This is a genomic window from Glutamicibacter sp. AGC84, assembly GCF_053543575.1.
The window spans coordinates 345900-360841 of record NZ_JBLVOC010000027.1; the positions used below are offsets into that span (position 1 = coordinate 345900).

Below are 14942 nucleotides of genomic sequence, written 5' to 3' on the forward strand. Positions count from 1 at the left end.
CCGGGCCCGGCGTCGTTCTGCAACTGGAATCTTCTACTCTGGCACCCGTCCATGTTCTGCCCAGTGCGCCATGGATGCCTTCAGATGATCGGGCATGAGCAGGAACTTCGGTTCAAGCTCTTCCCAGCCAGGCATTTTCGCTTGGCGGCTAGCTGCTTCGTGCGCCGCATCGATCTCCTGCTGCGTATCGAGCCCGCCGCCGTTCTCGCCTACCAGGCTCAGGTGGTAGATCCATGTTGAACCATCGGCTTCCACATGCCTGAATGTTGCTTCTAGCGCTGCCCGTTGTGCCGATAAGGATGCTTCGCATTCCTCGTAGCGCGCATTGAGCATGTCCATCCAGGCGCCAAAGTTCTCATCCTGCCCATCCTTGATCCTTGAACGGCTCAGCTCCAGACGCATGCCTTGCGGCACTGAAGCTGGCATCGCAAAGCCTGGAAAGTCCCGAGGCGTGGGATTGTAGGGAACATGCGGTTCTTTTTCGTCCATGACGTGATGCTTCCAGAATCCACTTGTTTTGTCACGGCTATTCGGATGCTGGAAGTTCCAGCTCGCCAGCCAGTGGATACTGAATAAGGAGGCTGGTTCGGGCTACTGCCGCGCTAGCCAGGCGTCGAAGGTTTCGTGGCCCAGCCGGGCGGAACCGCCTGGCAGCAGTCCCCCATCACGCATGGCCTTGCCCATGGGGCCAGGAACAGGCACTTCAACCATCTTTGGAGACCTGCCTTGGGCCTGCAGGTACTTGGCAAACAGGTCGGGAGCGTATTCTTCTTGCGGCCCAGCAAGGTCTTGCACCACGCCCTGCGCCGGCGCCTCGGCAAGATCCACTAGTGCTGCAGCCACTTCGATGCCCGCGATGGGCTGCATCCGCATTTTCGGCGCCATCTGCACCGGACCCGCGCCCAGACGCTTGATATTCTGGCCAATGAATTCGTGGAACTGGGTCGAGCGCAGCAGCGTATAGCCACCGGGAAGCATGTGCAGCATCCGCTCTTGCACGGCTTTGCCCGCGTAATAGCTGGAATCCACTTCGGCCGCTCCGATGATCGAGAGCGCCACGTGGTTCTGCACCCCGGACTCGCGCCCCACACTGACGAGGTTGGCCGTCGAGTGGGTGAAATACCGCATGGATGCAGCAGAGCTGGTGGTGGAAACTCCGGAAACATCGATGACCGATTGGCAGTCAACCAGCCACTGCTTTACCGCGTTGCGGTTCACCAGGTCGCATCCCACGGACCGTGCGAGCACCACTGGTTCGTGGCCAGCACTCTTGAGTTTTTCGACCACCAGCGTGCCGATAGCGCCGGTGCCTCCCGCAACTGCAATACGCATGAGCATTCCCCTTCGGTATTGGATATTCCGCGTCCCATGCTTCCATGCCGCGCATCAAGTTGTCAGGGGTTGATGGCCCTTTTCAGCTCGTATTCATCCAGGCTGCACGGAAACGGGAAACGGCCCGGCGAATCATCATGGCTTGATGATTCGCCGAGCCGTTCCCTCGGCAAGACTGTCGAACTACTCGACCCACTCTTCCATGTCCATGTCAGAGGTATCGCGCGTCATGAACAGCGCGACCAAGGTCAGTACCGCGCCAAGTGCCAAGTACAGGCCAACGCCGGTGGTGTTGCCCGCACCGGCCTTCCACAGGGCTACAGCCACGAAGGAAGCAGGAGCCGCGCCGATCACCGAGGACATGTTGTAGGCAACAGCCGAGCCGGTGTAGCGGACATTGGACGGGAACAGCTCAGGCAGATACGCAGCCATTGGGCCGAAAGTCAGACCCATCAGGGTGAACCCGATGATCAGCCCGGCCATGGCAGCGCCCTGGCCTGGACCGAAGAACAGGGTCCACGACAGTCCGAAGACGAAGATGCCCGCGGTAACCCAGATCAGGAACTTGCGGCGGCCGAACTTCTCAGCCAACGGGCCCGAAACCACGGTGAAGATGCCGAAGAAGACGACACCGATGATCAGCATGGTCAAGAAGGTCGGGCGTTCAATGCCCAAGCCCGGAACGAAGCCTGCGGCGTCAAAGGTCTTGCCCTTGGCTTCAGCGGCAGCAGTCGCCTGCTCGACGGTAGCTGGCTGGGTGCCGTAGGTCAGGGTGAAGGAGGTCATCAGGTAGAACAGCACATAGGTTGCCAGCATGATGAAGGTACCGGCCAGGGTTGGGCGCCAGTGCTTCTTCATGGTCACCGCGAACGGCGACTTCACTACCTTCTTCTGGTCCAGGACCTTCTTGAAGGACGCGGATTCAACCAGCTTCAGGCGTACCCACAGGCCGATGATCACCATGACTGCCGAGAAGTAGAACGGAACGCGCCAGCCCCATGCCATGAACTGCTCTGCAGTGCAGAAGGTCTGCAGGGCCACGAACATCAGGTTCGCAATGATGAAGCCGATGGGTGCGCCCAGCTGGGGGAACGTGCCGTAGATGGCGCGCTTGTTCTTCGGCGCATTCTCGGTGGCCAGCAGCGCAGCGCCGGACCATTCGCCGCCCAGCGCCAGGCCCTGGGCGAAGCGCAGCAGCACCAGTGCGGTCGGAGCCAAAACGGTCCAGTTGCCCGCAGCCGGCGGCAGGAAGCCGATCAGGAAAGTGGCAATGCCCATCAGCAGCAGTGAGGCCACCAGGGTGCCCTTGCGGCCGAGCTTGTCGCCGTAGTGGCCGAAGATGATCGAACCCAGTGGACGAGCCACGAAAGCCACGCCGAAGATCGCGAACGATGAAAGGATCGCGTTGATGGTGGAGGCGTTAGGGAAGAACAACGCCGGGAAAACGAGAACCGACGCGGTGGCGTAGGCGTAGAAGTCGAAGAATTCGACAGTGGTGCCAATCATGCTGGCAAACAGCACGCGACCGCGGGTGTTTTCCTTCGGCGCCACTGCTTGGTTAGCCTGCGACATGGAGGCTGCTCCTTAGAGTGAAAGTACGAGTCAGATGTTCATTTACGTTGCCATAATCGTAAACCTCGGTGACCAGTATTCGGATATTGATGTCCAGCATTTGGACACCAGATGAAATGAAACTGAACTGCAAACAGCAATTCACGGGCCTACTAGCAGGAATATGCGCTTCCACATATTGAGACGTGACCTGAGAAAACAGTTTTTACACTTATATCAGAGTCGGTCGACAAAGTGAATGGCGTCACAAGAGCTTGTATTACGGCATTAATGGCAAAAGGACGGCATCTCCCTGAATGCAAGGGAAATGCCGCCCTGGAAAAGTTCTTCAGAACCTACCGATGACGGTGCAGGCGACGTGCCGCTTCAGCCAGCGAACCGGACAACGACGGGTAAACGGTGAAGGTTTCAGCCACGTCATCAACATGAAGGCTGTTCTGGACCGCCAGTGCCAGCGAGAAGATCAATTCACTGGCACGCGGAGCAACCACAACACCGCCGATAACGGTGCCCGAGCCCTTGCGGGAAACGATCTTCACGAAGCCCTGGTCCACGTTCATCATCTTGGCGCGAGCGTTGGTGTTCAGGTCAACCTTGATGATATTGGCCTGGTACTTGCCTTCGGCAACCGCACGCTGGGTCACACCCACGGTAGCGATTTCCGGGGAGGTGAAGACGTTGGATGCCACTAGATCCAGGTTCAATGGCTTTACCGAGTCGCCGAGCAGGTGGGCCACGGCGATGCGGCCCTGCATGGCTGCTACCGAAGCCAGGGCGAAGACGCCCGTGCAGTCGCCGGTAGCGTAGATGTTGGTTGCGGTAGTGCGCGAAACGCCATCGACCTTGATGTGGCCCGAGTCGGTCAGCTGCACACCGGCTTCTTCCAGACCCATGTTGGCGGTATTGGGGATGCCGCCCACTGCAACCAGGCAGTGGCTGCCTTCGAGCACGCGACCATCCGCCAAGGTGACCAGCACCCTGTCGCCCTGGCGCTCCACGCCCTCGGCGCGAGCCTGGGAAACAACGTTGACGCCGTTGTCCTTGAAAGCATCTTCCAGCACGCCCGCTGCATCTGCATCCTCGCCGGGCAGCACGCGGTCGCGCGAGGAAACCAGCGTGACCTTGGCACCGAGCAAGTTGTACGCCGAAGCGAATTCTGCACCGGTAACGCCGGAGCCTACAACGATCAGGTGTTCAGGCACCTCGTTCATGTTGTAGATCTGGGTCCAGTTGAAGATTCGCTCGCCATCAGGCTTGGCGGTAGGCAGTTCGCGCGGGTGGGCTCCCACGGCAATCAGCATGGCGTCCGCTTCGATTTCCTGCTCGGAACCATCCGGGTGCGATACGGCAACCGTGTGGTCGTCCAGCAAGCGGCCCTCGCCGATCACGATGCGCACGCCAGCGCGTTCGAGGGTGGTGCGGATATCCGAGGACTGCTCCTTGGCAAGATCCAGCAGGCGGTGGTTCACCACCGAGAAGTCGGTGACGGCCGAGTCGAGGCCGTCAACGTGGACTCCAAAGGTCTCTGCGTGCTTCACCCGGCGCACTGCGTCCGCCGTAGCGATCAGGGTCTTGGAGGGCACGACGTCGGTCAGCACCGCTGAACCGCCCATGCCTGCACGCTCCACGACGGTGACATTGGCGCCCAGCTGGGCTGCACCCATGGCAGCTTCGTAGCCGCCAGGTCCTCCGCCGAGAATAACTAAACGGGTTGCTTCATTCCTACGATCTGCGCTCACACTCACTATTGTTCACCATGCACGGTGATTGCGCACATCGAAGCACGATCCCGGAACGTGATTTTGAATCTGAAGCACTAGTTTCACCTGACAAAGCGCCCCGCTACCGGTAGCGTATTTCCCGTGACTGATATGCAAAATGACCCACAGGTCCTGGCGGCACAAGCTGCCCAGGCAATCGCCGAACAGACCGGCGTCGAAAAACACGACATCGCGGTGGTCCTGGGCTCCGGTTGGGGCCAGGCCGCCGAACTCATCGGCGAAACCACCCACACCCTGGATGCCGCCTCCATTCCAGGCTTCCATGCCCCGGCCGTACCCGGGCACAAGGGCAGCATCTCCTCGATCCTGACGTCCACTGGAAAGCGGGTCCTGGTTCTGGGTGCCCGCACCCATTACTACGAAGGGCGCGGCGTGCGCGCGGTAGTCCACCCCATCCGCACCGCGGCAGCTGCCGGCTGCGAGCAGCTGGTGCTCACCAACGGTTGCGGCGGCCTGAATCCGAACTGGACCCCAGGCACCCCGGTAATGATCTCGGACCACATCAACTTGACTGCCGCCTCCCCTTTGGAGGGCGCGACCTTCGTTGACCTGACCGACCTGTACTCCTCGCGCCTGCGCGAGATTGCCCTCGCAGTTGATCCGACCCTGGATCAGGGCGTGTACGCGCAGTTCACCGGACCGCACTACGAAACCCCGGCCGAAGTCCAGTACGCCAAGGTGATCGGTGCTGATCTGGTCGGCATGTCCACCGCATTGGAAGCAATAGCCGCCCGCCATGCAGGCATGGAGATCTTCGGTATTTCCCTGGTGACCAACCTGGCCGCCGGCATCAGCCCGGTGCCGCTGAGCCACGAGGAAGTCATCGAGGCCGGCCAGGCCGCCGGTCCGCGCATCTCCAAGTTGCTGGCACAGATCATCGCGAAGCTCTAAGCCTCGCATTATCGGCGCAAAGAAGCAGTCAGTGTCCTTCGAAGGGAAATCAGTGAATCACACGCAGAAAATCCAGTTGCTTGATGCGGCGGGCCAATGGGCAGCCCAGGATCCCGATCCGCAAACGCAGGAAGAACTGCAATTACTGGTCCAGCGCGTCACCGACGGCGACGCGCTGGCCTTCGAGGACATCGCCGACCGCTTCAGCGGCGTCCTGGAATTCGGCACCGCAGGCCTGCGTGCCGAATTGGGCGCCGGCCCGATGCGCATGAACCGTGTGGTGGTCCTGCGCACCGCTGCGGGCATCGCCCGTTTCCTGGGCGAAAAGGCCAACGGCGGATATGTCCCGAAGGTCGTCATCGGATTCGATGCCCGTTTCAACTCGGATGCCTTCGCCAAGGATTCAGCCGCCGTCTTCGCCGCTGCCGGTTTTGAGGTGCTGCTGATGCCCTCGGCCTTGCCGACCCCGGTGCTGGCTTGGGCCGTTCGTGAATTCAGCGCGGAAGCCGGCGTCATGGTCACGGCCAGCCACAACCCTCCGCGGGACAACGGCTACAAGGTATACGTTGGCGGCAGGATCACCGATGCGTCGGGTCGCGGGGCTCAGATCGTCTCCCCGATCGATGCGCAGATCGCTTCCTTGATTGACCATGACCAGCCAGTGGCGCAGATCCCGCTGGCACAGTCCGGTTGGGAAGTGCTCCCGGCCCCAGGCGAAGAAGGCGATATCGAGGCAGCCTATCTCGCTTCCATCCACCCGATCATCGAAGCTAACCAGCCGCAGGGCCTGGTACGCAAGAATCTGCGAATTGTGGTTTCGGCAATGCACGGCGTGGGTGGCCACACCATGCGCCAAGCCCTGCTGAACGCTGGATTCGACGACGTGCACATGGTCGTTGAGCAGGAACACCCCGATCCGCTCTTCCCTACCGTGAAGTTCCCTAACCCCGAGGAGCCAGGGGCAATCGACCTGTCGCTGGAACTGGCCCGCACGGTCGGTGCTGATCTGGTCATTGCCAATGACCCCGATGCCGACCGTTGCGCGGCAGCCATCCTCGACGGCGGCAGCTGGCGGATGCTGCGCGGCGATGAGGTAGGTTGGCTGCTCGGGGACCAGGTCTCCAAGACCTTGCCAGAGGGCAAGAAATTCGCCAATTCCATCGTGTCTTCGCGCATGCTGGCAGCCATCGCCAAGGACGCCGGACGCGAGCACGAAGAAACCTTGACCGGATTCAAGTGGATCTCACGCGTTGAGGACCTGGGCTACGGCTACGAAGAAGCCCTGGGCTATTGCGTAGCCCCGGAACTGGTGCGCGACAAAGACGGGATTTCTGCCGGGATCGTCCTGGCCGATCTGGCTGCGCAGTTGAAGGCCTCGGGCAGCTCCATCCCGGACCGCCTGGATGAACTGGCCGCCAAGCATGGCGTGCACGTCACCGACCAGCTGTCCCTGCGCTTCACCGACTTGGCGCAGATCCCGGTGCTCATGGAAAAGATCCGCAAGAACGCTCCGGCCTCGCTGGGCGGCTCCGAGGTTTCCGAGGTGACCGACCTGTCGATGGGCACCGAGAAGCTCCCTGCGACCAACGCCATGGTCTTGCATACATTTTCCGGTGCCCGCGTGATCGTTCGGCCCTCGGGAACGGAACCGAAACTCAAGTGCTACTTGGAAACTATTGAGCCGGTCGATGATCTGGCCGAGGTCCCTGAAGCCCGCAAACGCGCTACCGCGCAGGTCTTGGCAATCAAGGATGAATTGGCAGCTTACCTGAATGCCAACTAGGCTTACCCCTTCGAGACCTTCATTTGAAATGATTGAAATCTTTATTGTTAGAGGAAATGATGACTGAACTAAGCGCCCGCGAGATCGCAAGCTACATCGATCACACCCTGTTGGCTCAGAATGCTTCCCGCGAACAAGTTGTGCAGATCTGCGACGAAGCCAAGAAGTACGGCTTCAAGTCGGTCTGCGTCAACCCGTTGTGGGTTTCCACCGTTTCGCGCGAGCTGGAAGGCTCGGACGTACTGACCTGTTCGGTCATCGGTTTCCCGCTGGGTGCCTCGGCCACCGATACCAAGGTATTCGAAACCAAGCACGCAGTTGCAGACGGTGCCAACGAAATCGACATGGTGATCGACGTTGCCGCCGCCCTGCGTGGCGATCGGGATGCCTTGGTCAACGAGATCTTCGCCATTGCGCAGGCCGCGCATGAAGGTGGAGCCATCTTGAAGGTCATCATCGAAACCTGCTTGCTCACCGAGGAAGCCAAGGTCCTGGCCTGCGAGGCCGCAAAGGCCGCTGGCGCTGATTTCGTCAAGACTTCCACCGGTTTCTCCACCGGCGGCGCGACCGTCGAAGACGTCGAGCTGATGCGCAAGACCGTCGGCCCGGAAATGGGTGTCAAGGCCTCGGGCGGCGTTCGCAGTGTTGAAACCGCGCGCGCCATGATTGCGGCCGGTGCGACCCGGCTAGGTTCTAGCTCAGGAGTTGCTATCCTAGAGGGAGAGCAAAGCGGTTCCAGCTACTAGGAAATCGCACCAATCCGTTTTCCCAAGGAGAAAAAGTGTACTCGAACGGCAAGAACACTGCCCATTCCGGTGAAGGCCGCCTTGTCGGCAATATCGTCAACCTCGTGATCTTCTTCGTGATGTTCTCGGCTGGCGTCTACACCTTGGGCTACTGGACCCTTGAGGTTGCTTGGTGGCCGACCCTGGTCAGCTTCGCTCTGATGTTCTTGGCTTTCGCTATCCCGATGCACCTGATGGGTCGCGCGGAAAAGGCTGAGGATCTGGTTGCGGCAGCTAACGCCCACCAGAATTAATTAGAACTTTTCAAGAGAGGGAAACCCGTGTCCGGGTTTCCCTCTCTTGCGTTTAAGCTGCCTTGCCTCGCTTAGACTGGCCCCATGGAATCATGGGATCAGCGCATCGACGAGTTCTGGAACTCAGCCAACGGCAAACGCCCTGAACAGTTGCGCACCGAACTGGCACTCCTGGTGCAGGGCAAGGATCCGCAGGATTCGCGGGTGCTCTTCGAGGTCGCGTCCCTGCACGACTACCTAGGGGAAGAAGAACAAGCGGTCGACCCCTACCGGGCGGCACTGGAAGCTGGGCTGGAAGCGCCAAGGCACGATGAAGCGCTGCTCCAGCTAGCCAGCACGCTGCGCAATCTCGGGCAGTACACCCAGTCCATCGAACTGTTGCAGCAGATCACTGCCGATTCACCGATCTTTACCGACGCCCAGGCCTTCCTGGTTCTGGCCCTGCACGATGCCGGGCAATCCACCGAAGCGGTCCAGCTGGCGGTCAGCGCATTAGCGCGCCATGCCTCGCTCTACGCCCGGGCGATCAAGGGCTACGCCGGAGAACTGGCCTCGCCTGCGGCCTCGGGCCAGCGGTAGCAAACGCCGGCCAGCAGCCTGCCGGAAAAGGCATGCTACTGGCCCGCGAGTTCAACCGAATCAGTCCTTTGCTGCCGGTGCGGGTGTTGGCTCGAAAATAGCGTAGAGCAGCTTCTCCGCCCACTCCAGGATCTCCCCGTCGGCCAAGTCCCGTCCGCCAATGGGCGAGGTCTTGGGCTTCGGGATGAAGATCGAATTCAGCGCCGGCTTGTTCGCAGCCCCCGGGTACAGGCGTTCCAAGCGCACCTGGCGCGAAGCTGGCAGGTCTTCAATTCTGGCCGGAGCCAGCTTGATGTGGTTGCCGACCTGCTGGATATCATGCAGCCCCGCAGCACGCGCGCGAATACGCAGGGCCGCCACGCGCATGAGGTTCTCCACCGGAGTTGGAAGCTTGCCATAGCGATCCACCAGCTCATCGCGGACTTCACCCAGCGCCTCGTCGGTCTCAGCCTGGGCAATGTTGCGATAGGCTTCCAAACGCAGTCGTTCACCAGGTACATAGTCGTGTGGCAGGTGGGCATTGACCGGCAGGTCAATCTTCATCTCGGCGGCTTCTTCCTCGCCTTCGCCCTTGTAATCGGCCACGGCCTCGCCTACCAGGCGCAGGTACAAGTCGAAGCCCACACCGGCGATATGCCCGGACTGCTCGCCACCCAGCAGATTACCGGCTCCACGCAGTTCCAGGTCCTTCATGGCCAGCTGGTAGCCGGAGCCAAGCTCGTTGTGCGCGGCAACGGCTTTCAGGCGCTCCAGGGCGACCTCCCCCAGCGGTTTCTCTACATCCCACAGGAAGTAGGCGTAGGCACGCTCACGGCCGCGCCCAACGCGCCCGCGCAGCTGGTGCAGCTGGGACAGGCCGTAGTTGTTCGCGCGGTCCACAATCAGCGTGTTCGCATTGGAAATATCCAGGCCGGTTTCGATGATGGTGGTGGAGACCAGCACGTCGAATTTCTTCTCCCAGAAGTCCTGGATGATCCGCTCCAGCCGGGATTCGCTCATCTTGCCGTGCGCTACCTCCACGCGCGCTTCGGGGGCCAGCTCGCGCAATTCGGCAGCTACCCGCTCAATGGAGCTGACCCGGTTGTGCACGAAGAACACCTGGCCATCGCGCATCAGCTCACGCTTGATGGCCGCGGAAATCTGCTTGTCGCTGCGTGGACCCACGTAGGTCAGCACCGGATGGCGTTCTTCGGGCGGGGTCGCCAAGGTGGAGGTTTCGCGGATGCCGGTCAGCGACATCTCCAAGGTACGCGGGATCGGGGTGGCGCTCATTGCCAGCACATCCACGTTGGTGCGCATCTTCTTGAGCTCTTCCTTGTGCTCCACTCCGAAGCGCTGTTCCTCGTCAATGATGACCAGGCCCAGGTTCTTGAACTCCACGTTCTTGGAGAGCAGGCGGTGGGTGCCGATGACAATGTCCACGCTGCCGTCCTTGAGGCCGGCCAGGATTTCCTTCGATTCCTTGGCGCTCTGGAAACGCGAGAGGGTCTTCACGCGGACTGGGAAGCCCGAATAGCGTTCGGTGAAGGTCTGGTGGTGCTGGGAAGCCAGCAGGGTGGTAGGAACCAGCACGGCAACCTGCTTGGAGTCCTGGACGGCCTTGAAGGCGGCGCGAACCGCGATTTCGGTTTTGCCAAAGCCCACGTCACCGGAAATCAACCGGTCCATCGGGATTTCCTTCTCCATATCGGATTTCACCTCGTTGATGGCGGTGAGCTGATCCGGAGTCTCGATGAACGCGAAGGCTTCCTCCAGCTCGTTCTGCCACGGGGTGTCTGATGCGAAGGCGTGGCCACGGCTGGCCATGCGAGCCGAGTAGAGCTTAATCAGGTCGCCAGCAATTTCCTTGACGGCCTTGCGCGCCTTGGACTTGGTGCTGGCCCAGTCCGAACCGCCCATTTTGGACAAGGTCGGAGCTTCGCCGCCGACATACCGGGTGACCATATGCAGCTGGTCCATCGGGACGAACAGACGGTCCCCCGGGGCTCCGCGCTTGGAAGAGGCGTACTCCGCCACCAGGTACTCGCGCTTGGCGTCCTTGCCCGAGCCATTGACCTTGCGGGCCATCAGCTCGACGAACTTGCCGATGCCGTGCTGTTCGTGGACGATGTAGTCCCCGGCTTGCAGGCTCAGCGGATCAACGGCATTGCGCTTGCGCTTGACCGTCAGCTTGCGGCCCTTGCGGTTCGGGTACGCGCTGGAGCGGCCCAGCAAGTCTGCTTCGGTGAGCAGGCCCAGCTTCAGTTCCTCGAAGACAAACCCGCGGCCGGCGGTGGCCTGGGTGATCTCGATCAGTCCAGCGGTGGGTTCCGCGGACAGGTCATCCACCCTGTGTGCCGGGATCTTGAACTCGGCGAAAAGCTCCGAAAGGCGGGCTGCCGGGCCGGGCCCCTCGGTAGCCACGACGAAACGCCATTGGTCCTTGACTCGTCCTGCGATGAATTCCATCATCGCCTCGATGTCGCCCTGGTAGCCGTGCGGTTCACGGGCCGGGACACGGATGGTGGCCGCGCCCAAATCCAGCTCGTCATCGGCACCCAGGGAGGTAATAGCCCACCAGGAAACCTTGGCGGCTTGTGCGTGTTCTACGGTTTCTGCCAGCGAGGCAAAATCACCGGTAGCCAGCTTTCGCTCGGAATCCGCGGTGGTCAGATCCAACGGAGCGCTGGCTCCATCCGAAGCCGAAGCCCACGCGGCAGCCAGGAATTCGGCATTGGTGGCGTTCAGGTCATGCGCGCGGGCGCGCACGCGCTCTGGCTCCATCACCAGCGCAATGGACGATTCCGGCAACAAGGACAGCAGCGGAACCATCTTGTCCACCAGCAGCGGAGCCAAGGATTCCATGCCTTCAACAGCGATGCCGCCGGCAATCTTGGTGAGCATTTCCTGGGCCGCCGGGAAATGGTTCTTCAGATTCGCTGCCCGGCTCATCACCTGCGGGGTGATGAGCATTTCACGGCAGGGCGTGGCAATGATCCGGGTGGGACCGGGATCATCAGTGGACCGCTGATCTGCGATGGCGAAGAATCGCATCGAGTCGATCTGGTCCCCGAAGAAATCAATACGGACCGGATGGTCCAATGTCGGCGGGAAAACATCGATGATGCCACCACGCACCGCAAACTCGCCGCGGTGCGTCACCATGTCCACTCGGGCATAAGCCGCAGCAGCCAAGTCCTTGATGACTTTATCGAAGCCCGGCTCGGCATCCAGTTCCAGGATGACCGGGCGCAATTCGCCAAGGCCGGCGACCAACGGCTGCAGCACGGCACGAATTGGAGCAATGATGATGTTTAGGCTCTCATCCCGGTCGTGCAGGCGGCGCAGCACTTCCAGGCGGCGTCCCACGGTATCGCTTCGCGGCGACAAGCGCTCATGGGGCAAGGTTTCCCAAGAAGGGAACTCGGCGATCTGGCCTGCCGGGAGGTAGGCACCCAGTGAGCTGGAGACTTCTTCGGCTTCACGGCCGGTCGCGGTGACGATGAGCGTCACCCCCGAATGCTTGCTTTCACGCAGCGCCTGGCTGATATGCGCCGAGAGGATCGGTCGCATGCCCTGCGGGGCCGCGATTTCCAGCTCTTCGCTGCGCGTCGGGTAGTCATGAGCTGCGCTTTGCCCAATACGCCTGAAGGAAGGTTCCTCGCGCAGGAAATCATGAAGTCCGCTTAGGCTCATGGGGGTTCGGGTCCTCTCATGCAGACGCTTGGCCGGGTGCATTCATACTGTATTACGTCGAAACGACACCACTAACGCCGACCGTGAATGTTTTTCCACGGCCGGAAACGTCAATATGCTGTTTTGGGTGCAGTCCTAGCCTACCCAATGCGGCTTTGCAGATAGTGTTAATACTGTCCGTTGCCGGGCCTGCGATTTCGTTGCCCGGCCACTTAGATTTCCAGATTGGGATTAGCTTTCATGGCATTGAACGCAAGCACTCAGATCGCCCACCCTGCAGACCAGGTCATCGCTACGCTTAGCGATCGTGGCTTTGCCGAGCACCTGACCAAGGTCGCCAACGGTTCCTTGACCGATTTCTCCGTGAACGGCGATACCGCAGGCGCCTTCACCGTGACCACCGTTCGTTCGGTCCCCACCGATCGCGTTCCGGATATCGCCCGCAAATTCGTTGGCGCGACCATCGAGATCACCCAGGTAGACCAGTGGACGGCCCCAGATGCTGCCGGCAACCGCTCGGCTACGGTAAAGATCTCCGTTGCTGGTGTTCCGGTGACCGTCAGCGGCACCGAACAGCTCAAGGCCCAGGGCGAAACTTCCGAGTTCTCCATTGACGCCAAGGTTTCTTCGTCAATTCCATTCATCGGCGGCAAATTGGCTTCGGCTGCGGAGCCATACCTGGGCAAGGCACTGAATTTGCAGGCCGCTCAGGTCAATGCCTGGCTTTCGAAATAAGCCACTCCAAATAGTTTCCTTTCACATTCAATCCCCGGACGTGCGATTTCTCGCAAAGCGTCCGGGGATTTGTGCTCTGAAGCACTGTTGGCGCTAGGGTTAAAGACAGGTGTGCCGGGAAGTCTGGTCGGCGAGAAGTATCCATTTAACGAAGTAAGCGAGTTACACGTATGACCCAAACTCCGTCTTCGGGTTCCAGCAAGAACCTGTTTTCGCGCCCCAGCTATAAAGAATCGGTCCGTATCGGCGATATCCTGCGCAAGGAGACCGTCGGTGGCATGGTTCTCATCGCCGGCGCTTTGCTGGCGTTGGTTTGGGCTAACACCCCGTTGCGCGAGTCCTACTTCGCTCTGCGTGATTTCCACTTCGGACCGACCCTTTTCGGTGTGGATCTGAACCTGTCCATCGGCCACTGGGCTGCCGATGCACTGCTGGCGGTGTTCTTCTTCTTGACCGGCTTGGAGCTGAAAAAAGAATTCGTCATTGGCGACCTGCGCAATGCGAAAACGGCAGCCGTACCGGTCGCGGCCGCCTTTGGCGGCGTGCTGGTGCCGGCATTGATCTTTGTCGCTATCGCTTCCATGTCCGGTGGCGGCGAGCTGTTGCGTGGCTGGGCCATTCCGACAGCAACCGATATCGCGTTCGCCGTGGCTGTGCTCGCGGTGATTGGTTCGGCGCTTCCCGCAGCGCTGCGCATCTTCCTGCTGACGTTGGCCGTCGTTGATGACCTGATTGCTATTGTCATTATCGCCGTCGTGTTCACCGATGACCTGAAGCTGTCCTACCTGGGCCTGTCGCTGATCCCTATCATCCTCTTCACGGTCCTTGCCCGTTTCCTTGGCAAGTTCTTCGCCAAGCGTGCGTGGGCCGCGTGGGCAATCCTGCTGCCGCTGGGTGTCATTACCTGGATCTTCGTCTTCGGCTCCGGCATCCACGCCACTATCGCCGGTGTGGTCTTGGGCTTCTGTGTCCCGGTCAAGCGCACCGATGGCCGTGAAGGCATCGGCCTGGCTGAACGATTCGAGCACCGTTTCCGCCCGCTGTCCTCCGGCTTCTGCATTCCGATTTTCGCCTTCTTCGCCGCCGGCGTGACCGTGTTTTCCCCTGAAAAAGGCAGCGGCGGCCTGCTCACCGATCCAGTGTTCTGGGGCATCGTTCTGGGTCTGGTGCTCGGCAAGCCGATCGGCATCATGGGCTCGACCTGGCTGCTGACCCGGTTCACCAAGGCCTCGCTGGACAAGGACGCCCGCTGGGGCGACATCCTGGGCGTCACGTTGCTGGCAGGTATCGGTTTCACCGTATCCCTGCTGGTTTCCGAACTGTCCTTCGGCTTGGAGTCGGCGCACTATGAGCATGCCAAGGTAGCAATCCTGGCTGGTTCATTCATTGCAGCGATCCTCGGTGCCCTGTGGCTGATTCCCCGTAACCGCCGATACAAGGTCCTGCACGAGCGAGAGACCCGCGATGCCGATAAGGATGGCATCCCTGATGTGTACCAGCAGGACGACGAAGGAAAGTAGCCTTCTGGAATCCTGAAGAAATAGCTCGGGCGGGG

The 14942-nt window shown here is 60.6% G+C and carries 12 protein-coding genes; 7 read left to right on the plus strand and 5 right to left on the minus strand.

What is annotated here, in order from left to right; all coding sequences use genetic code 11:
- Window positions 1–33 precede the first annotated feature (33 nt).
- From ACNPN0_RS18055 to ACNPN0_RS18070, 4 genes are all read right to left on the minus strand, one after another.
- Window positions 34–489 (minus strand): DUF6176 family protein, encoded by a 456-nt coding sequence (locus ACNPN0_RS18055; RefSeq protein ID WP_448937579.1) that lies wholly within the window; start codon window positions 487–489, stop codon window positions 34–36.
- Window positions 490–591: 102 nt separating this feature from the next.
- Window positions 592–1332 (minus strand): SDR family oxidoreductase, encoded by a 741-nt coding sequence (locus tag ACNPN0_RS18060; protein ID WP_448937578.1) that lies wholly within the window; start codon window positions 1330–1332, stop codon window positions 592–594.
- 183 nt (window positions 1333–1515) lie between these two features.
- A complete protein-coding gene (locus ACNPN0_RS18065; protein ID WP_105657113.1) occupies window positions 1516–2904 on the minus strand; it encodes an MFS transporter in 1389 nt (462 codons plus the stop codon).
- A gap of 335 nt (window positions 2905–3239) precedes the next feature.
- On the minus strand, window positions 3240–4649 hold the full coding sequence (locus ACNPN0_RS18070) for an NAD(P)H-quinone dehydrogenase (RefSeq protein WP_448937577.1): 1410 nt from the start codon (window positions 4647–4649) through the stop codon (window positions 3240–3242).
- A 126-nt stretch (window positions 4650–4775) separates the two neighbouring features.
- On the opposite strand from ACNPN0_RS18070, the gene ACNPN0_RS18075 reads away from it, so the two are divergent.
- The 5 genes from ACNPN0_RS18075 to ACNPN0_RS18095 all read left to right on the plus strand — a co-directional run bounded on the left by ACNPN0_RS18075 (window position 4776) and on the right by ACNPN0_RS18095 (window position 8977).
- Window positions 4776–5576, plus strand: coding sequence for a purine-nucleoside phosphorylase (locus tag ACNPN0_RS18075; RefSeq protein WP_105657112.1), 801 nt, complete (start codon window positions 4776–4778; stop codon window positions 5574–5576).
- Window positions 5577–5628: 52 nt separating this feature from the next.
- Window positions 5629–7359, plus strand: coding sequence for a phospho-sugar mutase (locus tag ACNPN0_RS18080; protein WP_448937576.1), 1731 nt, complete (start codon window positions 5629–5631; stop codon window positions 7357–7359).
- A 59-nt stretch (window positions 7360–7418) separates the two neighbouring features.
- Window positions 7419–8105, plus strand: a complete 687-nt coding sequence (gene deoC, locus ACNPN0_RS18085) for a deoxyribose-phosphate aldolase (RefSeq protein ID WP_400290567.1) — start codon at window positions 7419–7421, stop codon at window positions 8103–8105.
- A 35-nt stretch (window positions 8106–8140) separates the two neighbouring features.
- Window positions 8141–8398, plus strand: a complete 258-nt coding sequence (locus ACNPN0_RS18090) for a hypothetical protein (protein WP_105657110.1) — start codon at window positions 8141–8143, stop codon at window positions 8396–8398.
- A gap of 84 nt (window positions 8399–8482) precedes the next feature.
- Window positions 8483–8977, plus strand: a complete 495-nt coding sequence (locus tag ACNPN0_RS18095) for a tetratricopeptide repeat protein (protein ID WP_448937575.1) — start codon at window positions 8483–8485, stop codon at window positions 8975–8977.
- 60 nt (window positions 8978–9037) lie between these two features.
- Here the strand turns inward: ACNPN0_RS18095 and mfd are convergent, their stop codons facing one another.
- Window positions 9038–12652 (minus strand): transcription-repair coupling factor, encoded by a 3615-nt coding sequence (gene mfd, locus ACNPN0_RS18100; RefSeq protein WP_105661736.1) that lies wholly within the window; start codon window positions 12650–12652, stop codon window positions 9038–9040.
- A gap of 240 nt (window positions 12653–12892) precedes the next feature.
- Here mfd and ACNPN0_RS18105 point away from each other — a divergent pair, with 240 nt between their 5' ends.
- Both ACNPN0_RS18105 and nhaA read left to right on the plus strand, forming a co-directional pair.
- Window positions 12893–13387: a DUF2505 domain-containing protein gene (locus ACNPN0_RS18105; protein ID WP_105657107.1), complete on the plus strand. Its 495-nt coding sequence runs from the start codon at window positions 12893–12895 to the stop codon at window positions 13385–13387.
- A gap of 170 nt (window positions 13388–13557) precedes the next feature.
- Complete coding sequence (gene nhaA / locus ACNPN0_RS18110) at window positions 13558–14907, plus strand: Na+/H+ antiporter NhaA (protein ID WP_434691869.1); 1350 nt, start codon at window positions 13558–13560, stop codon at window positions 14905–14907.
- Window positions 14908–14942: the final 35 nt, after the last annotated feature.

Coding starts and splice junctions, on each gene's coding strand:
- ACNPN0_RS18075 (WP_105657112.1), top strand. CDS start 4,776: ATGCAAAATGACCCACAGGTCCTGGCGGCACAAGCTGCCCAGGCAATC.
- ACNPN0_RS18095 (WP_448937575.1), top strand. CDS start 8,483: ATGGAATCATGGGATCAGCGCATCGACGAGTTCTGGAACTCAGCCAAC.
- ACNPN0_RS18060 (WP_448937578.1), bottom strand. CDS start 1,332: ATGCGTATTGCAGTTGCGGGAGGCACCGGCGCTATCGGCACGCTGGTG.
- ACNPN0_RS18055 (WP_448937579.1), bottom strand. CDS start 489: ATGGACGAAAAAGAACCGCATGTTCCCTACAATCCCACGCCTCGGGAC.
- ACNPN0_RS18065 (WP_105657113.1), bottom strand. CDS start 2,904: ATGTCGCAGGCTAACCAAGCAGTGGCGCCGAAGGAAAACACCCGCGGT.
- mfd (WP_105661736.1), bottom strand. CDS start 12,652: ATGAGCCTAAGCGGACTTCATGATTTCCTGCGCGAGGAACCTTCCTTC.
- deoC (WP_400290567.1), top strand. CDS start 7,419: ATGACTGAACTAAGCGCCCGCGAGATCGCAAGCTACATCGATCACACC.
- nhaA (WP_434691869.1), top strand. CDS start 13,558: ATGACCCAAACTCCGTCTTCGGGTTCCAGCAAGAACCTGTTTTCGCGC.
- ACNPN0_RS18105 (WP_105657107.1), top strand. CDS start 12,893: ATGGCATTGAACGCAAGCACTCAGATCGCCCACCCTGCAGACCAGGTC.